The organism is Pedobacter sp. (assembly GCF_965227205.1).
In the GTDB taxonomy this organism is placed as follows: Bacteria; Bacteroidota; Bacteroidia; order Sphingobacteriales; family Sphingobacteriaceae; genus Pedobacter.
On record NZ_OZ245727.1, the window covers coordinates 2093219 to 2114585 of the forward strand.

General features: G+C 38.4%; 13 protein-coding genes and 1 pseudogene. 1 reads left to right on the forward strand and 13 read right to left on the reverse strand.

The genetic code is table 11. The features are described 5' to 3' along the window. From ACO05K_RS08895 to ACO05K_RS08930, 8 genes and pseudogenes are all read right to left on the reverse strand, one after another. Positions 1-1596: an acetylxylan esterase gene (locus tag ACO05K_RS08895; protein ID WP_421944090.1), complete on the reverse strand. Its 1596-nt coding sequence runs from the start codon at positions 1594-1596 to the stop codon at positions 1-3. Further along, on the reverse strand, positions 1571-1864 hold the full coding sequence (locus tag ACO05K_RS08900) for a GIY-YIG nuclease family protein (protein ID WP_421944091.1): 294 nt from the start codon (positions 1862-1864) through the stop codon (positions 1571-1573). The genes ACO05K_RS08895 and ACO05K_RS08900 overlap by 26 nt, the downstream gene beginning before the upstream one ends. A 188-nt stretch (positions 1865-2052) precedes the next feature. Then, positions 2053-3189: a sialidase family protein gene (locus ACO05K_RS08905; protein WP_421944092.1), complete on the reverse strand. Its 1137-nt coding sequence runs from the start codon at positions 3187-3189 to the stop codon at positions 2053-2055. Positions 3190-3415: 226 nt separating this feature from the next. Next, positions 3416-4078: a DUF3826 domain-containing protein gene (locus ACO05K_RS08910; protein WP_421944093.1), complete on the reverse strand. Its 663-nt coding sequence runs from the start codon at positions 4076-4078 to the stop codon at positions 3416-3418. A 331-nt stretch (positions 4079-4409) separates the two neighbouring features. After that, positions 4410-6170 carry a family 78 glycoside hydrolase catalytic domain gene (locus ACO05K_RS08915; RefSeq protein WP_421946288.1) on the reverse strand — a complete coding sequence of 587 codons (1761 nt, stop codon included), beginning with the start codon at positions 6168-6170 and terminating at the stop codon, positions 4410-4412. 3 nt (positions 6171-6173) lie between these two features. Then, positions 6174-7147: pseudogene (locus ACO05K_RS08920) on the reverse strand (alpha-L-rhamnosidase N-terminal domain-containing protein); the annotation flags it as partial. Positions 7148-7346: 199 nt separating this feature from the next. After that, a complete protein-coding gene (locus ACO05K_RS08925) occupies positions 7347-10118 on the reverse strand; it encodes a glycoside hydrolase family 2 TIM barrel-domain containing protein (protein ID WP_421944094.1) in 2772 nt (923 codons plus the stop codon). Then, positions 10118-11488 carry a sialate O-acetylesterase gene (locus ACO05K_RS08930; RefSeq protein WP_421944095.1) on the reverse strand — a complete coding sequence of 457 codons (1371 nt, stop codon included), beginning with the start codon at positions 11486-11488 and terminating at the stop codon, positions 10118-10120. The genes ACO05K_RS08925 and ACO05K_RS08930 overlap by 1 nt, the downstream gene beginning before the upstream one ends. Before the next feature lie 103 nt (positions 11489-11591). Between ACO05K_RS08930 and ACO05K_RS08935 the strand changes: the two genes are divergently transcribed. Then, the gene (locus ACO05K_RS08935; RefSeq protein WP_421944096.1) at positions 11592-11951 is read left to right on the forward strand and encodes a hypothetical protein; all 360 of its coding nucleotides are present in this window, start codon (positions 11592-11594) and stop codon (positions 11949-11951) included. On the opposite strand, the gene ACO05K_RS08940 is transcribed toward ACO05K_RS08935, so the two are convergent. From ACO05K_RS08940 to ACO05K_RS08960, 5 genes are all read right to left on the reverse strand, one after another. Then, complete coding sequence (locus tag ACO05K_RS08940) at positions 11931-13763, reverse strand: six-hairpin glycosidase (RefSeq protein WP_421944097.1); 1833 nt, start codon at positions 13761-13763, stop codon at positions 11931-11933. The genes ACO05K_RS08935 and ACO05K_RS08940 overlap by 21 nt on opposite strands. 119 nt (positions 13764-13882) lie before the next feature. Continuing rightward, positions 13883-14809, reverse strand: coding sequence for a glycoside hydrolase family 43 protein (locus ACO05K_RS08945; protein ID WP_421944098.1), 927 nt, complete (start codon positions 14807-14809; stop codon positions 13883-13885). 150 nt (positions 14810-14959) lie between these two features. Then, positions 14960-16360, reverse strand: coding sequence for a glycoside hydrolase family 140 protein (locus ACO05K_RS08950; protein ID WP_421944099.1), 1401 nt, complete (start codon positions 16358-16360; stop codon positions 14960-14962). 3 nt (positions 16361-16363) lie between these two features. Further along, the gene (locus ACO05K_RS08955) at positions 16364-19525 is read right to left on the reverse strand and encodes a DUF6298 domain-containing protein (RefSeq protein WP_421944100.1); all 3162 of its coding nucleotides are present in this window, start codon (positions 19523-19525) and stop codon (positions 16364-16366) included. Between the two features lie 210 nt (positions 19526-19735). After that, the gene (locus ACO05K_RS08960) at positions 19736-21367 is read right to left on the reverse strand and encodes a pectate lyase family protein (protein WP_421944101.1); all 1632 of its coding nucleotides are present in this window, start codon (positions 21365-21367) and stop codon (positions 19736-19738) included.

Here is a 21367-nt window from a genome sequence, read left to right on the forward strand (position 1 = left end):
TTATTTCATACCGTTTAATGGAAACAATTTTTCCAGATTTTCAAATCCTATAATTGCATTTTTAGGCAGTTTTTCACCATTATCTCCAAATACATATAAAGCATTTTCTTTCTCAATGGTTACTTTACTTTCATCATATTTTCCAGCTTTATCCCTGACTGCATTACCATTAAGCTTAAAGTTTTTGATTAAAAAATTGTAAAGTGCGGTGCGTTTGTTAATCCCAAAATCATGTTTTTCTGCTGGAAGATGAACATTTTCCACTTTATCTTGCACACCGTAATAACCGTACATTTTTTGCAGATATGGAAAATCATGTTCTGGCGTATGAGCCGTCCAATCGCTACCATCCGACACCAATAATTGCGGTCGTGGTGCAGCCATTGCGGCTAACTCTACATTATCTGTTCCGCCGCCACATTGATGAATAGGCATTCCGCTTTCGCATGGGCAACCGCCATAAAAGTATGATGACATCGCTACAACGGGCGCACTTAACTTTATTCTATCGTCCATCGCAGTCATTAAAATAGAATGACTTCCCGCACCTGAACCGCCGCTAATTCCAATTCTCGCCGTATCGGTTTCTTTTAAGGATGTGAAGTAATCCAATATTCTGATTCCACCCAAAGTTTGAACCGTTTGTGCCAAGCTACGGCGGTGGTCTTCGTATTTAAATTGCAACATCGATTCGCCCCAGGCAAATAAATCGTAACTGAAAGCCATGGCGCCCATTTTGGCAATTGTTGCACAGCGAAGCTGACAATCAGCTCGGTAACGTTGCTTTTCCCAATGTCCATCAGGACTTAAAACCACAGGAATTTTCCCTTTTGCATTTAGCGGTTTGTACAATGAACCGTTAATCCATACACCAGGCAGAATTTCCAAAGCAATATTTTCAACAGAATATCCATCGAAAATTCTTTTAGCTGTGATAATTGGTTTTGAATTAATTTTTGCTGGCAATGGAGATAACATCAAAGCTTTGTACAATTCTGGTTTGATTTCCGCTTTGCGCTTTTCCCAACTGGTTTTATCGTGGTATTTTGTTGCTAACGAATCCAGATATGCCCATCCATCCTGAACTTCCCAACGGTAATATTCGTACTCTTTCAACTTGTAAACGCCTGGCTTTTCTTTGTTTACTTTCATATCCAAAGGTGTAAGTACGTTCGCAAGGGTTTCATCTACATCAGCACGGAAACGCCAATCGGCATAGTTTACCCATTTGTCTTTTACTTGAGGCTCGGAGTATTTTATTTGTACTTTAAAACGGGTCTGAATTTCTTTTAAAACATCAACTAAAGGTTTTTTGTAGAAGTTATCGGTGTTTTGAGTTTGGGCAGAGAGGTTTGTGAAAAGGAATAATGAAATCGTAAAAAGTAAAAAAGACTTAATCGAATTGCTAGTTTTCAAATGAGATTGCTTCGTACCTCGCAATGACGATGAGTTTAAGCAAGAAGAAGATAAAACGGTCGTCATTGCGAGGTTTGATTTTTCATCAACCGAAGCAAACTCTGCATGAAGAGTAGATTGCTTTAACCTACCTACAAGCAATGACGAAAATGTATTAGTCCAATGTTTTATATAAGTCATTCCAATTCGCATTAAAATCAGTTATTAATTTAAGTTTTGCTATTCTACTTCCCGCCTTTATTCTTTTTTCTTCAGCTATTGCTTCTTCAATACTCCAGAAAAAATTATAGTAAACTAGTTTATAACATTTATATTTTGAGGTAAAACCATTAGGATAATGATTATTGACATGCTCATAAACCCGATTCCGTAAATCAGATGTTACACCTGTATACAAAACCATGTGATTTTTATTAGTAATGATATAAACAAATCCACCTCTTTCCATTTATTCTTAGTTTATAATGAAAAGAGATTGCTTCGTATCTCGCAGTGACGAGGTGGTAATACGTGAAGCAGATAAAGCGGTCATCATTTCGAGGTTTGATTTTTCATCAACCGAAGCAATCTCTTTTGAAAGAGTAGATTGCTTCGTACCTCGCAATGACGAGGAGCAGAAAAAAGATTTCATAATTCTCACGGTTCTTCGTTTTTAGTTTCTGTAAGTACTGGAGCAGTATAACCATTCAGCTTTGGCCAAACGCCGTTTTTAATTTTCTTCAGTTTCAACTTTGATGGGTCGACAACTACATGCTTAATTTTTTCTCTTCTCCAGGTATAAATAAAGTGTAACATACCATCAGAAGTTTGAATAACTGCTGGATAAGAGTACTGACTAATCGGCGAATCTTCTAAAATTAAAGCGGCCGACCATTCCTTCCCATCTTTAGAAATTGAAACATTAAGTGGTGTTCTTGCGCCTTTTGCTAAATCGCCTGGAGGCAAAACATGGTTATAAACCAACACCTGTCGACCATCTTTCATCGTTACCGCATCGGTACCCGAATTGTTATTTGGTAACGATGTTTTGGTCATTGGCGTCCAGGTTTCGCCGTTATCTTCCGACCATGATTCAGCAATTGCTCTATTCGCTGTTCTGGCTAGAATTTGAAGTTTACCATTTCCATGTTGCAAAATACTCGGCTGAATGGCTTTAATTCCATTTTCTGCTATCGGGCCAACTATTCTCCAGGTTTTGCCATTATCTTTTGTTACTTCAAAATGGATTTTCCAACCATTACCTTCCTTGCTTGATGGTGCAAAAAGATTTCCATTGCTTAATAAAACTGGTTTGTTTTTAACAGGGCCGATATTTCCATCTGGTAATTTTGTTGCCTCTGACCATGTAATTCCGCCATCTTTTGATGTCTTCATCAAACCCCACCATTCTGATGGTTTTGGTCCGATTTTATAGAAAAGTAATAAATCTCCGCCAGGAACCTGATACAATACCGGATTCCAGGTTGGTAATCTTTTGCCATCTGGCTGAATACCATTGGCCACAGAAACTGGTGCTAACCATTTTCCATCAACAAAGCGACTGATGTAAATTTCTACATCGGGGTTTCGTTCCTTTGTACCACCAAAATACGATGCAACTAAACCAGTTGGTGTTTCTACAATGGTTGCAGAATGGCAAGATGGAAATTGAGCTTTATCATAAAGAAATTCTTGCTTTACTATTCCTTTCTGCCATTTTTCTACTTGTGCATTGGCACTTAATGTTAGTGCTAATGCAAGGCCTATCGTGATGTATATTTTTTTCTTTAACATAGTTTATTTTATTGAACTATTTACAAACAGTCGTCATTGCGAGGTACGAAGCAATCCTAATGCTATCGTTTTAAGATTGCTTCGTGCCTCGCAATGACGATGAGGTGAAGCAAAATGCTTATTTATTCTGCTCCATCATTTCGACTGAAGCGAAGGAATCTTTAAAACAAGCTTCAAAGATTTCTCGGTTTCGTTGCACTCCTCTCGAAATGACGAAAATGGCTCACTATTTCTGCTTCGCCGCTTTCTCTTCTTTTATCTTTTTGGTATATGCACTATACAGCGCTCTCCAGCTACGTCCGTTATTGTTAAGCATTTGCTCTGATTTTGTTTTATAAATTTCAAAAATCGCCGAAATCTGTTTCATATTTTTATAATCAACCGCCTGTTCTCTGGCTTGCTTCAAAAAGGCTAAAATCTTTGCTTCTTCATCAGCAGTTAAATCTGGAACGATGGCTTTGTAACCTTTCATCGTAAATTCTACTTTCCCAATAGTGTATTTATCAAGGATAATTTCGACTTGTTCTGGAGATAGATTCTTTTTCAAACCATCCATTAAGGACTGATGAACGCTTGAAGGCATTGCAGAATCGGCAATGATTTGCTTATCCAAATCGCTTAACTTGCTTCCTGTAACTGGATTTATTCCATCAGGCACAGTTGAAGATGGATGTTCATTATGCCAATCTTTAACGGTTGTTAAATGAACTGCGATTACATTTTCAACGGTCGATTTCTTTGCAGATTCAGTTAAATTTAATGCTGAAACCCATTCTTTGGCTTTGGTTAGAATCTCTTCTGGAACTGCAACATCTTTTGTTTGACTGAAAACATTTACCGTGGTTAACAGTAAAATCAGTAACATAAATGGTTTTAAAAACTTTCTCATAATTGTATTTTATGTTGGTTATTAAATGTTTTTACCGTTAACATAAACGGTCGTCATTGCGAGGTACAGTTTATCCCGATTGTTCGGGAAAGCAATCCTAATGCTATCGTTTTAAGATTGCTTCGTGCCTCTCAATGACGATGAGGTAAAGCAAAATGCTTATTTGTTCTGCTCCTTCGTTCCAATCGAAGCGGAGGAATCTTTCAAACTAGCTTAAAAGATTTCTCGATTTCATTGCACTCCACTCGAAATGACGATGAGGCGAAGATTATTTGCATCATGCAATTCTGCTCCTCGCTATCCCCCTTCGTAGGGGTAGGAACCCGCAAGACTACCTATTCTCCACCACAAAAGAATACTCACCAGAACCAACCTCATAAATCACTCTGTTATCCTCCATTTTTATAAATTTTAATTCCTTAATTGATTTTAGTTTCTCTGTAATTTCATTCTTATTATTTGCAGGAATGCAAAGCAAAGCTGTTGTGTTTGATGGAATCGTTACATTCCAATTAAACTGTTTTGCCGTTTTAGTATAATTGCTTTTTATTAATCCGTAAGTTGAGTTATAACTTGCATTAACCGTATTTAACCCATTAATCATTTCAGGTTTCATGATGATTTTTTTAAACGCCTGACTTTCAGATTTAATTCCAGCAAGATTTTCATAATACCAGATTAATAAATCGCCAAGCATCATCACATGGTTTTGAGAGTTCATTTTTGGGTCGGAAGTGTTGCCATTCCATAATTCCCAAATCGTTGTAGCGCCATTATACACCATGTATCCCCAACTTGGGTAAGTTTTTTTAGTGGCGATGGCGTAAGCCAAATCTGGCCTGCCATAATCGTTTAAACAACGCATTAACCATTGAATGCCGACTAAACCATTGCTCAAATGCCCTTTATTAGTTACCTCAATGGTGTAGGTAATATTTTTAAAAACTTCATCCACTTTATTTTGTGGAACCATTCCAAAATAAAGCGGAATAATGTTATCTGTTAAAGCATTTGAGGCATAAAATCCCTTTTCATTATAATATTTCTGGTTAAAGGCACCCTGAATTTTATTACCTAAAAGCTCGTAAGTTTTTACGTCTTCTTCGTTCCCAATTGCCTTGGCAAATTGAATCATCAACTGTGTGAAATGATAATAATAAGCGGTTGAAATTAAAGCTGATGGATATTTTTTATCGGCACTTTTACCCCGACCAAACTCAATCGTGATTGGCGGCATACACCAATCGCCATAACTATCTTTGGTTAAAATGTAATCTTGCATGTAGCGGCTTTGCATGTAAGCAAGCCATTTTTTCATCGCTGGATAATTATCACGAACTACAGAAACATTGCCCGTTTGCTTGTAGAGCATTTCAGTAACCAAAAGCATCGCCCCTGGCCAGGTCATGTTATCGCTGTAATAACGCCAAAAAGCTGGCGCAACATCTGGAATCGCTCCATCTTCTTTTTGTGAATTTCTAATATCCTGTAACCATTTGGTGTAAAATCTGCCATTATCAAAAACGAAATTTTCGCCGTACGCCACTGCACCCCTATCGCCTAACCAAGGCATGCGTTCATTTCTCTGCGGACAATCAACCGGGATTCCTTTATAATTTCCGGCGATTCCCCACCAGGCATTTTTGAAAATCTGATTGGTTAAAGCATCCGAAGTTTCAAAAGTTCCAACGGTTTTAATGTTATCGTAAATCATCTTGCCTACAAAATCGTTTACCGAAGGTTGGTAAGTATAACCCGAAAGCTCAACATACCTGAAACCGCGATAAGAAAAAGTGGGTTCCCAGGTTTCTTGTTCTCCACCTTTTAAAGTGTATAAATCGGTACATTTTGCGTTGCGAAGATTAGCTGTAAAAAGTTCGCCATTCTCCTGCAAAGATTCTGCAAAACGCAACTTCAATTGTTTTCCTTTTAAACCTTTTATCTTGATTTTAAGCCAACCAACCATGTTTTGTCCCATATCGAGGATGTATCTATCGCCAGAAAGTTTTTTAATTGAAACAGGCTTTAAGGTATTCATCACACGCATATTTTCATTCATTTGCGCTTCAATTACACCTGATGGTTCCTGCACAAATTCGGCTTTTAGCCATTTGCTATCGTCGAAACCGACATTATTCCAACCCGAAACTTCTTTGGTCGCATCATATTCTTCGCCATCGTATTCGTTATTGGTTCTGATTGGTCCATCGGCAGTGCCTTTCCAACTGTCGTCCGTGTCAATGTTTGCAGTCGTTCATCAGTATAAACAATGTTGATGTTCATCAGCATCTTTGGGAAACCAAACGTTTTAATTTTATAAGGTTTTTCATTTTGGCGCATGGCGAAAAAACGACCATTCCCTAAAACCGTTCCAACTGCATTTTTACCGTTTTTGATGTATGAAGTAACATCAAAAGTATTGTATTTCACATTTTGGGTGTAATCTGTTGACGATGGAGCAAGAACATCTTCTCCAACTTTTTTTCCATTGATGTAAAGCTCGTATAAGCCTAAACCGATAATGGATGCCGTAGCCGATTTGATGGTTTTTGTAGCTTGAAATTCCTTTCTGAAATACCTTGCAGATAAGCGTGAATCGGTTTTAATATTATCCAAAGGGAAAGCTCTGTCGAAACCAATCCAACCTTTTGGCCAGTCTTTATAATACAGCAATCCCATCGAGAAATAGTTGTTAGCCGACCATTCGCTTTGACCAGCAGTTGTCCAAACTTTTACCTTCCAATAGGCTTTTAATCTGCTTTTGAGTTCTTTTCCATTATAATTCACATGAATAGATTCTGAAGAATTTACCTTTTCAGAATCCCACAAATCGCCTTCATTGGCATTTAGTTTTTCTAACGATGAAGCTACCAAAACTTGATAAGCACTTTGCATCACGTTTCTTTCTTTAGAAATAATATGCCACGCAAAACGCGGTTTTTGAGCATCAATCCCCAAAGGATTTGTAAGCATTTCGCAGGTGATATTTTGCAACGAAACCTGCGCCACCACTTTTGAAAATGGTAGTAGCCAGATGCTGAGTATCGCTATGTATATTTTAATGTTCATTTACGCTTCGCGGTTGATTACACCGATTAAGTGATTACACTGATTTTATTGTTATTTATTTTCTGCCACTAATTTCACGAATTTTCGCAGACTCGTATTTTTTAATCTGCGTAAATCATTTTAATCTGCGGGATAAATCTTTTTTTCCCTATCATTTCACTAATTAGATTGCTTCGTCGTGCCTCCTCGCAATGACGGATTACTGCACCGAAAAATCAAAATACAAAACCATTTCCAAAGCCCTGCTCGGTTCCTTATCAAAATCATAAAACACATGTTTCATCCCCATCGGTCCAGTGGTTTCTGGCTTTTGCGTCTTCGTTCCAATGGCCGAAATTCCATTCATAAAGGAAATATCTCCTGTCGGGAAAGTCGGACTCATGTTATCATATTCTGTATCCTTTGATTTCTTAGGGGTAAACAATCTCAAGAAGACATCTTCCCTGTCCGTAACCACTTTAAAATTTTGAGATTTACCTACAAACTCACACCAATACATATTTGAATAATAACCCTTAAACTCTGGATATTGCCAAGCAGGTTCTCCCGTTGCCGAATTATTATAATCCTTTTTCCAGATACCAAACTGCTGCCCTTTCATCCTGTTTTTCCAAACGCGATATGGGCCATAACCTTTATATTCTACAGCTTTTATTTCAGTTTCGGGATAAGAAAAATTCAATCCCACAAATGTGGTAAAGTATTCAGAAGGGAAATATCTGACTTCCATTTTTAACCATCCAGAAGGATAAATTGTCCACTGTAAAGTATTCCAACTTTCTTTTTTATCAAATTTGGATGAGATAATCAAGTTCTCGCCATCCATTTTAGCTGCAAAGTTTTTGAAATTATTTACGCCTTCCTGCAAAATCGGACCGTTAGAAAACGGAATTACACCTTTAGCATTTTTAGCTTGCTGCAATAATCCAGTAGATTTATCGAAAGTTAAATCGATACCAGTTGCCGAAACCTGGTAAACCTTGGCATCTTCTTTTAAAATCACTTTTGATGAAGCTGTTTTTACCTCAATTTTCGCTGCGTCGTCTTTTGGTAAAGCAATCGGAAAACTCCAGGTAAATAATTCCTTGCCGTAGAAATCCTTAATTGTTAAATACAAAGCATCGAAACTTCTCCAATCTGTTGGAAGATTTATTTGCAATTTTCCTTTTTCAAAAGGTTTGATGTTTGGTGCATCAGCTTTTCCCGCTTTGAAATCGGCATCATTGCCTGCTTTAAGTTTTTTTAATTTCCACTCGAAAGTGCATTGATTAAGATTTGTAAAAGCATAACGATTTTCCAGTAAAAACGAACCATCAAAACCAGCCGTCATTTCTCTTTTCTCTACAAAAACAGGACTCCATACTTCTTTAATCGTAAAGAAACTTCCCTCTTTTTCGTGGTAAGGACCAACAATTCCGTCTGGACCGTGATTTCCATCGGTATCTAATTCCCCGTTTTTATCAGTACGCACAATGGCCTGGTCGGCAAAATCCCAAAGGAAGCCTCCTGCCGAAAGTGGGTTGTTCCACATCGCATTCCAATAATCTTCGATGCCGGCTCCGTGACCGCCATCCCACATGCCATGCAAAAATTCTGTCGGCATTAAAATATTATGACCGTGGTCGTAGTTGCCAATACCGTAATTAAATTCGCGATAATGTGTAGTTTCAAAACCTCCAAAAACTTCCCAAGGATGAATTACAGCACGTTTCTGAATGTCTTCTTCAGGAAAAATATGGTCGAGTTCTCGGTTATGTCCACCTTCATTTCCATTTGCCCAAAATATTATAGATGGATGATTTTCATCATTCAACATCATTTCTTTTAATAATTTCGTTCCAGTTTGCTTATCGTAATTGCCATGCCATCCGGCCAATTCATCCATCACAAATAACCCCAGCGAATCACAAACGTCCAAAAAGTGTCCATCAGGCGGATAGTGCGACATACGAACGGCATTCATATTCATTTCTTTCATCAGTTCAACATCAGCTATGCTGATTTTTTTACTGGTTGTTCTGCCTGATGAAGGATAAAAAGAATGGCGATTTACGCCTTTGAATTTTATTTTAACGCCATTTACGTAAACTCCATCACGTACTTTAACTTCGATGGTTCTGAAACCTATTTTTTTTGTAACCTGATGAATTTCCTTTCCTTTTTTGATTAAGGTAAACGTAGCTGTGTAGAGATTTGGAAACTCTGAAGACCATAATTCGGGTTTATCAAATTGATGATTTACAAGTAATTTCTGAGTTCCTTTTTCAATCTGAGTGGTAAATTTATTGCCAAATCGTTTACCATCTTTACCAAAAAGTTCAATTTCTAATTTATCGGCATCGCCGATGTAAGTCAACTGAGCATTCAAATTTCCATCAGCTTTGGCATCAATTTGTATTCTATCAATATGCGTTTGCGGTAAGGATTCCAAATAAACTGGTCTGAAAATGCCACCAAAAATCCAAAAATCGGCTTTGCGTTCAGCTTCGTTAACCGATTGATTGGCTGAGTGTTTAGAAACTTTTACCTCAAGTAAATTATCGGATGGTTTTAGCAGTTTGGAAATATCGTATTTGAAAACATAAAATGAACCTTGATGAACTTCTCCGGCCAGTTTTCCATTAATTTTAACTTCCGTATCCGTCATCGAACCTTCGAAAACAATATTAATTTTTTGGTTTTTCCAATCGGTTGGAACGGAGAATTTGTATTTGTAAAGTCCTTGTTCCTTGCCTTTATTTGCTTCTTTGTTGAAACCATAATTGTATTTCCCAAAACCTTGCAATTCCCAATTTGAAGGCACAGGAATGGTTGTCCATTTACCAGAATTTATCCCTTCCGTACAAAAGAAATCCCAGTTTACGGTATTGTCATTTCCAGTTCCTGAAAGATATAATTTCTCTGTTTGTTGAGCTTTTACCAAGCCAAACATCATGATTAAACAAAAGAAAAGTATAAATCTGCGTTTCATTAATTGGTTTTAAATTGATTGGTTAATGGATTATCGGTTCGGAAAGGCAAAGCGGGCAAACCATTGCTGTAAAGATTTCCTGTAGGATTTTCTGTCCAGTTGTAGCGAACTGATTTCGGGTGTTTAATTTCTTTTGAAGAAACAACTATATCCGTTCCTTTTTGAAAAGCTTGTGCTTTAATAAATTTGCCGTCCTTACCTGCGATTTCAAAACCTGTAAATTCATCAAAATTGCGAGATACATTGTAATTCAGATGATTAAAAGATAAAATGACGTTTTGCAAATAGATTCTCTTTTTTTGATAAATCGGTCCAGAAAATGCTGTTTTTTGTTGATACGTTTTACCTAAAGCCATCAGCGCTAATCTTCTACCGACTTCCCATTTATAGGTTGGGTGCAAATCGCCACCGTTATCATTCAAATCATTGGTCGAAATCATTCCTGTATTTGGCAGGCGTAAAATTTGCTGTTGAGCCTCCCAAAATTTTGGTTGCGTTTCGGCGGTAAGTGTAACTTTATCACTCTTTTGTTTACTGTAATCGAAAGGTGCAATTTGTACATAATAAAACGGTAAATCTTGTTCGCCCCAGGCTTTTCGCCAAAGGTTTATTAAGGTTTTCATTTTATAAGCATAGTTGATGTCTTCGTTTAAAAAGCAATTGGTTTCGCCTTGATACCATAAAAAACCACGGATTTTGAATTTCGAAAGTGGCTCAATCATTGGCGTATAGAACTTGCCTGGGTCGTTGCCAACTTTAGTATTTTTGAAATAAGACTCTTGCGCAAATGCTTCCGGAGCAATCCAGGGTTCGATAGCACTACCAGAAACGGAAGAAGAAATTATCCCGACAGGAATGCCTAATTTCTCCTGAACTTCTTTAGCGAAAAAGTAACCAACTGCCGAAAAAGCTTTCAAAGCTGAATCTTGAGCAACAGCCCAACTTTTATGGACAGAATCGGGTTTAGCCAATTGTTTACGATTTACCAGAAAAATCCTGATATGAGTATTTTTTGCTTTTTCTAATTCATCTGCAGGGAAACCTAATTTTTCATTTTTTGGTTTTGGAATTTTCGCCAGCTTACGCATTTGATATTCCATGTTCGATTGACCAGAACATACCCAAACCTCGCCCACTAAAATATTGGTTAATTCGATTTTGTTGGTACCTGAAATAGTCATCGTTTGAGGCGTTGCTGATGTTTTTAGTGGGGTTAAAACCACTGACCAGTTTCCATTTTTATCTGCTATGGTTTGCTTTTTTTGTCCTGCAAAAGTGATTTCTACTTTTTCATCTGGCGATGCAAAACCCCAAATATTGGCTGGTTTATCGCGTTGCAAAACCATGTTGCTTGATAAGATTTGAGGCAAAAGGATTTTAGCGTTTGCGGAGAAGGAAAGTAGAATAAGCACTAATAATAAAAGAGATTGCTTCGTAACTCGCAATGACGTTTTACTGAAACGCAATTCAGGTGTGGCGGTCGTCATTGCGAAGCTGGGCTTGTGTGAGCTGAAGCAATCTAATTTCTCGAAAAAGGTTGCTTCGTGCCTCGCAATGACGGTTGGGAATGGCTTATCTCCAGAAAAAGCGGAACAAGCAGTACCTCGCAATAGCGGTTTACTGAAACGCAATACAGGTAAGGCGGTCGTCATTGCGAAGCTGGGCTTGTGTGAGCTGAAGCAATCTAATTTCTCGAAAAAGGTTGCTTCGTGCCTCGCAATGACGATTTTATTATTCGCATTTGCGAACGGACTGAAAAGCCGCAATGGAAAAACTCCAAACCCTAAACTCCAAACGCTAAACTTCCCCATCTTAAAACCCCTCCGTTTTTAAATACTTAATTGAATAAACCGCTTCCTTTTTCTCTGATTCTCCTGCGTTTTTTAAATCATATGTTTGGTCGGCAGGTGTGTCTACATTAGGAAAACGACGGGTATCGCCAGTTCTGAAGACAATTCGGGAAACATCAGCCACAGGCTGAAAAGCTAAACTTAAAGACATTTCTTTTCCGTTAATTGTCAGCGAATAAAACCTGGTGTGCGCATCTAATTTCAACTTAATATCATAGCTTTTTCCAGCTTCATACTTCATAAAGTTTTTATAACGGGCACCCGCTTTTCCGCTTAAATTTCCAGCAGTATCAAAAGTCAAGCGAACCGAAGCCATTCCTTTTGCGTCTTGCAATTCAATTTCCAATAAGCCGAAATCGTTCTGCTTTGGTGTAACCGAAAAAGAAGTGATGATTTTCTTCGATGCAGGAAACAACCTTTCTACTTTTGCATAGTCAAACGGGTCTTTGTCTTTCAGTACCAAAGTGCCATTCTCCACTTTTACAGGTGCCCAAAGCGGACTGTAAATATTCCACTGCTCCAGTTCTTTACCTTTTGGTAACTTCCCGAAATCATCATTCACATGCGCTGAGACTTTATCATTAACAGGGAGCACAACAGATGAAACCCAAATATCTTCTTTATTCATACTGTAGGTTACCCATAATTTACCATCAGCAGGCTTTCCATTTCCTTCTTCAATACCGCGAACATATTGCGGACCGTAAGATTTGTAATTGCCGCCATAACGCATGGGTGTGATTTCGCCATTTATCAACAACAAATTGGTATAATCCAAACCATTTTTACTGGTAGAAATGGCCAAAGGCCAGCGGTATTCAGAAGGATTGTAAACTGTTGCAAAATTACCATCAGCAGTTTTTTGTCCCCAGATTTTGGCATTGCTATTTACAAAACCTGGGGCACGAAAAGCACTTTCAGGCCAGCTTTTACCGTTATCGTTGCTGATTGCGGTTAATGCATTTTTCCATAAGCCAACAACTCTTCCATCAGGTAAATGGTAATAACTGAAAGCTTTATATTGTTTTTGCAGTGTGATTAAAGGGTCTTTTCTATCCGCTTCTTCATTCCACTGCTGTGTCATCAACTTATTCGCTAACAATTCATTACAAGCGGCAACGAAAGCTTTGTTTTTACTTTTTGTGAAGTATGGATATTTCGTATTTTTCTCTGAGTAACCAGGATTGTAATGAATGAAGTAAATCGGACCGTATTTTCCATCAGCCTGAATTTCGCGAACGGCTCTGCCAATTCCATGCCCATCATTCGGGTCGTCTTTGGCATCGAAACTAATGGCGTAAAAACCTAAAACCAGAAATAGATTTTTCGTGGAAACGTAAAAACCCATACGCTGGTGCATCACGGCATCAAGGTCTTTTGCAACATCAGTTCTACCCTCTTTTGTTGTTCCATCAGCAATTCTGTAAATCGGAAAAATCACATCTGGTTTTGTCCAGGTATAACCATCTGCTGAAGATTGCAATAATGTTTGTCCCGGCGGGATGCTTTCGCCAACTTTATCGCTAAGATATTCTACGTAGAATTTGTTATTCCAGTAGGCTAACATTGGAGCGTGGTTATACGTCCATCCGAAGTTTTCGGCCAATTCCGGATGTTCTCTGTTTGCCCGGAAAGTTTGGATATTATGAACACCTACCACAGGCGTTAATTGCCCGTGATGGTAATCGGCATTCACTAAAGTTTTCCCTGTATAACGTACAGTATCTTGCGCCTGCGAGGTTGATACCGCAAGTGCAAATGGTAGTGTTAAACAAAGTATTTTAAATATTTTCATTCTCTAGTTTTCTTTACACTTCCCGTCATTGCGAGGCACGAAGCAATCCTACTACTTAAGTTGGGCATAAAACCCAGCGCTTTAAGATTGCTTCGTGCCTCGCAATGACGAGTTATCTATTACTCCTTCAACCCCTCAATCACTTTCCTTTTCACTTTTATTATCGTTCCGTGTTTATGCCCTTCAGGAATTGAAACCTCTTTAGTTACATCCTTGAAAGTTTTAAAATCTGAAGTTTTGTAAGCTGAATACGTTTTCTGTCCATACGCATCAAAATAAATCAGCCAATCATTTTTCACTTTCACAACAGTTGGTCCTTCTGTTAACTTCGGACTAAAAGTTTCTGAAACGTTTTTATATGGCCCCAAAGCATCTACGCCAAAAGCCACTTTTAAATTTCTATTCGGGCGAGTGTTATCTTTCAAAACCAGCACATAATCTTTGGTCGTACGTTTCACAATCACGGCATCTATTACACTAAAACCAGGGTCGAAAAATAATTTTGGTTCAGAGAAAGTTGTAAAATCTTTCGTGGTTATCGAATACATCCGATGATTATTTTCTTCCTCTTCTATTCCTTTTGCAAAACGAAACGGGATGGTTGATGCCCAAATAATTACAAATTCCTTTTTCACATCATCATAAAAAATTTCCGGAGCCCAAACGTTTACCGTTTTTGGCTCTTTTTCCATTACCGGAAGAAATTTTTGTTCACTCCAGGTAATTAAATCTTTCGAATTGGCATAGCCAAATCCTTTATCGCCTTTCCAGCTGCAAGTCCAAACCAAATGAAATGTTCCGTCAGGTCCTTGAACGATTGATGGATCACGCATTACTTTTTGTGTTCCAATTTCGGGCTTTAAGAAGGTTTTGTTTAAATCCGTCCAGTGGTAGGCATCATAGCTATACAAATACCTTAATCCTTCGTTTGCTGGCTCATGAAAAGAGGTAAATAAGTAGGCCTGCTTTGAGCAAGATGTTAATCCGCAGAAAGCTAAGCCAATTAGGGCTAAACGAAATGATGATATGATTTTTGATTTAAACACTTTTATTTTTTTTATTTTAAAACCCCGGCCTGCGGCCACCCCTCTGAAAGAGGGGAATTCCCCTCAAAGTTTTTTATCACTCAAGGTTTTTATGCGCCTAGTATTCCGCTCTACTAGAGGGGTGCCTAAAAGGCGGGGTGTTCATTTCCTTTATACCTTATCCAAAATCAATACCCAGTCGTTACCATTTGCTGGTTCTCCTGGTGGATTAAATTCTTTAATTCCTTTATTTTCAAACTTTCCTATCACAGTAGTTTTTCCTGTTCTTGGGTCGAACCATGAGGCAGACACTTCATCGCCATCGGTTTTCCCTAATTGCACATTAAAAGTTCGGCCTGTATAGGTATAAAACATTGCATATTCCTCACCTCTTGTTGCTAAAACTCTATCGTATTTTTCTCCGTTAGTACCAGCCACCAAAGTTTGGTCTGGAACACGGTCGAAATATGAACGGGATAACATCAAATCTTTTAAGTGTTTCATTTGAACCGCTCCAGGGGCATTAATTGCAACATTCCACTCATCCTTTGGACCATAGGCAGGTTTTAAATCTGTTTTTTTAAACATCTGCATCACTGAATTGTGTCCATATGTATAGCCAAAAGCACCTGCAAAAACCGACCAGTAACCATATCTTCGCACATCTGCATCAGTCCAACGAGGCTCACGAACATCATGTAATCCCTGCGGAATATCTTCGTAAGATGGTTCTCCATCAATAGTTGGTTTGGTTGGTTTAAGCTTATAATCAGATTCGATGTATTTCCAGTTATCCTCCCCATAATGCAATTTTTCCTTTGCAGAAGTATCTTGCGAATAACGCCTATGTCCTGACTGAACCATATCAAAATCACTCCATTTTGAATTATGAAACCATTGTGAACCAGCTGTTCTTCCTCTTGGATGGAAAGTAATTAAATGATTCGGGTCGTTTGCCCTCAGCGTTTCGCCAATTGTATTCCAAACTTTTAAGCCATCGCTACCTTTTATATCGCCACCATTTAGCCAAATGATATTCCACTTTTCTTTATATCTATCAGCCAAAAACTTAGCGTAAACTTTAGCTTGTGCTTCTTTAACCTTACCATTTTTAACATTGGTTCCCCAAACTGGTACTAAAGCCATGTAAAGTCCTTTTTCTGCGGCTTTATCAACCACATAATCAATATGGTCCCAATAATCGTAAGCTAAAGAATCTTTAAAATCGTTCCCTTCAGTTACTGCAGGTTTAGCAACATTAGCTCGCAATACCGATGAATCGCCATAAATATTTCGAGAAGGCACATCGTGTAAAACCATAACCTGAATCACATTAAAACCTTTTTGCTTTCTATCCTCCAGGTAAGTATTTGCTTCTTCCCTGTTTAACCGCCCAAACAATAACCAACCCGTATCGCCCAACCAGAAAAAAGGTTTTCCATCGCCTGTGGTTAAATACCTTCCATTTTCAGAAACGAGTAAGCTTTTATCGCCGAAATGTGGCTTCTGCTTACAACCGAAAATGGTTAAACATATAAATGATAAAAGGTAAAATGTAGATTTTAAGGTCATATTTTATATTTTATTAATGAAGATTAACTCGTCTTCAGTACCAACTTTATTAATTTTTGAAATGGCATTGCCAGTAATTTTTTCTTCTTTAATGATGGCTCCAGTTTTACTATTCAATATTTTCACACTAAATTTCCCAGCCGTTTTGGTTAAATCTACACTAATGGCTTCTGCCGATGCATTGTAAAAAAGATAGGTTTTACCTGCATTTTCCAAACCATATTGTTGTTTGTTTTTACCTATCGGGATGATTGATTTCAGTGTTGAAATTGCATTTGATAAAGTTTTATCAAGATTTTGAACATTTGATAGGGAACCTCCAGCCATTAAAACTGCCCAACCGAAAGCATCAAAATTATCGCCTGAATAAATCACCGCTTTCTCAGGAAATTTAGTTTTGTATTCAGAAACTGCGTGATAAACTTCTTCGAAAGATGTTTTCTTTGGTTTAAGCAAACGGGCATGTTGGCGTGGTGCTAAATTTTGTCCGCCTTGTGGTGCATAAGCTGTTCCATCGGCTTGATAATGCCAGTATTTGATGTCGATTAAATCAACCACATTTGCACGATTTGGGTCGGCTAAAATGGCATCCTGAACATCTTTTGTAACACTTAAACCAATAATCGGATGTTTGCCTGTTTCCTTTTCCCATTCTTTAATGGTATCAATCCAGAATTGAACAAAATGTAACGGACCAGTAAATTCGGCACCAATTAATTGAATTACTCCAGAATTTCCGTCAAAATTCTCTAAGCATTTTCTGATGTAAGCTTTATGTATCGCTTTGCGATTTTCATTGCTGATATCGTAAAACTGCTCTGCCATGAAAATGCGTTTATCGCCAGCATAAGGCACAGGTTCAGGGAAACCAGTTTGGTTGATGTTATTTGCCGTGCGCCAAGGAAAATCGGCATAATGCGCACCAGCTTCGATAATATTGTGTTGAAAATAGTTTTCGTGAATTAAAACCAGGCCTTTTTGGTCGGCCAGGTTTGCGAAGGTTTTTAACCTATCCCAATACCAAAGGTTGTACTTCGTGATGTCGTATTTGCTCAAACCATCCCAGGCTTTATCCTGCCCACTACGGGCAAAAGGCAGCTCGTAAAAAGGTGCCCAAACTTCTCCATCCATTCTGCGGATACGCTCGTGGTCGTCTCTTCTTCTATCATACCAAAGCCCATAATTATGGTCGATTATTTTTACTGAACCATTTTTCATGGAATCGGTTATTTCATCTAAATCGTCCGTTAATCCATTTCCTTCACGACCAGGAACAAATCTTGTAAGGTGGAATTTAGTTTTTTTCAAACCGTACGGACGAGCACTGCCGTTCCACCAAGGTACATCCTGGCGATTGCCCACAACAATTTCATTACCACGAACCAGCCAGCCGTTTTTTATGGTCATTGCATCGGCAAGTTTTGGCTGAATAATTTTATCCAAACCTATTTTATCGATACTTTTTGCGTCTTTTATTTCTGTTGATATTTTGTTTCTTTCAGCAGCTGCATCAATATATTCTGATACCGTTAAAGCAGGTTTAATTGCCAGTTTGGTTAGTTTTTGAGCTACATCAACAGGCGGACTGCTTGATGCTTCAGTTTCAACAGGTAAAACAAAAGCCCTTGCATCAACATCATTTCCTACTCTATCTTTCAGCTGCGCATAATACAAACTACGCGGTTGGATTTGTTCGTTAGACATATCCCAAAAGCCGTTTCCTGAGAATTGTGCCCAGGTACCGAAAGCCCAATTTTGCGCTGTTGGTGGTTGTGGATTATCGACTCTTGCGGCACTACATTGCCAAAAAACACTGTTTGCAGCACTCCAACCTGCTCCTTGTCCATCCTGACCACGATTTAAATAACTTAAAGCCTGTCCATCGATGTTAACGATATCGAACAAAACACCAGATGCCCAACTATCAATTGTACCGCTAAAATTAAATGGCAAATAGGATTGGCACTGAACGAAAACATTTGGCCCAGGCGCACAGAAACCAACTGCAAAATCGTGGTAGCCATATTCTGAATACAATCTTTGAAAAAGCGTTTGTTGCCCTGTAGTATAAAAAGTATTGCGACGTTCGCCACCAATTTCAGAAACTGGCGCAAGCGATTTACAATCTTCAACCGTAATTCTTTTTGCTGTTTCTAAAACATTTACAGCAGAACCTGCAAAGTGCCCAAAAACAACCTGACGAACCCATGCATCTTCTACATTTTCTAAACTGATTGCATTCCAACGGTGATATTCATCTTTAATATTTTCCTTGTGATAATCTGATTCAAGTTTTAAATTCTCGACACCTGATTGTGAGATTCTTCCATCCCAATGGTATTTTGAAACGGTTGCACCACCAAATTTGACATCTAAAGCTGTTGTAATTGGTGCATCGAAAGTAATTGTTGAACCATTGATTGCAGTAATTTTTCTATCCCAATGGATATCTCTTATTCCTGGTTTCCAGCCTAAAGCACTTTCGCCACCACCAAACTCGGCAGTTTTTAAGGTTTCAATCCATTCTTTAGTTGATGGGCGATGGATGATAATTTTATCGCCAACTTTAAAACCAGAAGCATTTGATAAGGTGATTTTTGTAGAATTAACGGGAACATAAGTATCAGTAATCACGATTGGAGATTCCTCAACTTTGTTGCTTTTTCCTAAAATTCTGACCACTCCGATTCTATCCAATCCGGTTGCAAAGATTTTTGTGCCATTTTCATTCGTTCCGCTACCACGTAGTACAACGCCAGATGCGGAGATTTTTAATGTTCCTGCTACTTCGTATATTCCCTTTTCTAATAAAATGGCACCACGTAAACCATCTTTCCCGATAGGCAATTTTGAAACATAGTTGATTGCAGATTGAATTCTTAATGTAGCATCGCCTTTTGAAACTGGAACAACTACTTTAATTGTAGCATTTGGAATGGCTTTTTCGCCTGCCATGTAACCCGCATAAGAAAAATCAGGAATGCGATTTCCTTGCTCATCAGCTGTGTAAGCCAATTTCCCATCCTTACCTTTAAAAATTGGTTTTGGTGGTTCAACTGGTTTTGTTTTTTGAGCAAAAGAAAAGTTCACAACGAAAAGTGCCATTATCAAAATTGATAAGGTTTTTAGTTGTTTTACTTTTAATATATGGTTAGTATTTGGCATTTTTTTTTATTATACTTTCCGTCATTGCGAGGCACGAAGCAATCTTACAACGGATGCTTTCGCATTAGGATTGCTTCGTGCCTCGCAATGACGAACTGGCTAAGCAGTATGCTTAGTATTTCGCTTTAGTCTTTCTCTTTGTACTTTTCACTTTAACTTTAAATCCGTAACTTTCAGCTTTCACCTTTAGTCTTTCAGCTTTTCCCTCCCCTACGGTCTCACTTTATTCACATCTACTAAACTATTCAAATAAACTTCGATATTGGCATAACCAGATTTCGAAATTTTGGCAGCATCCTTCGCATCTTTTGGGTTCAAGCCGTTTTTCAGTTCATAAGCATCAGGAATACCATCGTTATCAGAATCTAAATAAGGCTTACCTTTATATTCTGGATAACCACCAACCTGGGCGATATCAGAAATGATTCCTTGTTTGTATGAATCAGCTGGTAAACGACGTTTCACATAACTTTGCTTTGCTGGCAACTTTCCATCCTCAATATGTTCAATTTTACCCGTTGCAACTTGCTTTACGATGCGTTGGTCCACTGCATCACGAACAGGTAAACTTGCACCTGCGTTAGCTAAGACATAATCGTAAGCTTTTTTTGTATCGATGATGGAAATCTTCGCCATTGGCAAAGGTTTATCTGTACGAATTGAATCCAGTAACTTTTGTTTATCACGTTTGCTTTCTGGTTGAATACCGCCATCCCAGTTATTTTTAGTTACCTTCTCATTGCCTTCGATAATGTTTCCGGTTACATATGCTTTACCGAAATCATTTACAAAACGTTTGTCTCTTCCAGATTCCGGCTTTAAAATACGATAAGAAATCGGCTCTCCGGCAGGTGTTATTGGTCCTGGTTTGTAGTAGTTATTGATGAAACTGTAAAAAGAAGCATTGTCGCCACCATCGGCACTTCTGTTCCACCAATTAAATATAACATTGTTTGCAAAACCAAAATCGCCGTACATCCCGACAGATGGGTTACGACTAATGTTTGAAGCCCAAAGATTACGCATGAAAGTAGAATTTAATCCACCGATTGTACTCCCAAAAGCATGGTTGTAAGTATCTAGTGCTTCAGAAAAAATTGAATTTTGAATCGTGACATTAACCGTTGGTAATTTCTCTGGTTTTGAACCGTCCTTTTTATCATAAACATGACGATAAATCGACATATTTTCGTCTAAACCCCAGCTTGCAGAAACGTGGTCGATAATAATATTTCCCACTGGATTACCACCAATGGCATCATCTCTACGCGTAACATCAGTTTCACCACGACGGAAACGCATATAGCGAATCACCACATCGTGGGTATCAATCCAAATCGATTCACCAGCAATACAAACGCCATCGCCCGGAGCGCTCTGACCAGCAATGGTAATATATGGTGCACGAATACTTAGTGGAGATTTTAAACGGATAATTCCGGCAACATTAAAAACTACAATTCTTGCACCGCCTTGCTCACAAGCTTCGCGTAAAGTTCCTTTTCCAGAATCTTCCAGACTTGTAACTACGTAAACTTTTCCACCACGACCGCCAAAAGAATAAGCTCCACCCCCTTCAGCTCCAGGAAAGGCAACCATTTTCGATTGTGGTAAGTCGCTCGGTTTTGCAGCCCAGGGAATATAAGGCTTACCTGCTTTGGCTTCCGCATCAATAATTGGCTTCACTTTTAAAAACTGTTGGTCGGCTCTGCTTCCAAGTTTCGCCATTAATGAATCTGCCTTTTTTTCCATGGCTTCAGGAATTACCGGATATTGCGCAAACGCAACATTTCCAATTCCACACAATGCAATTATGCCTAAAAAAGAATTCCAGTTGCGCAT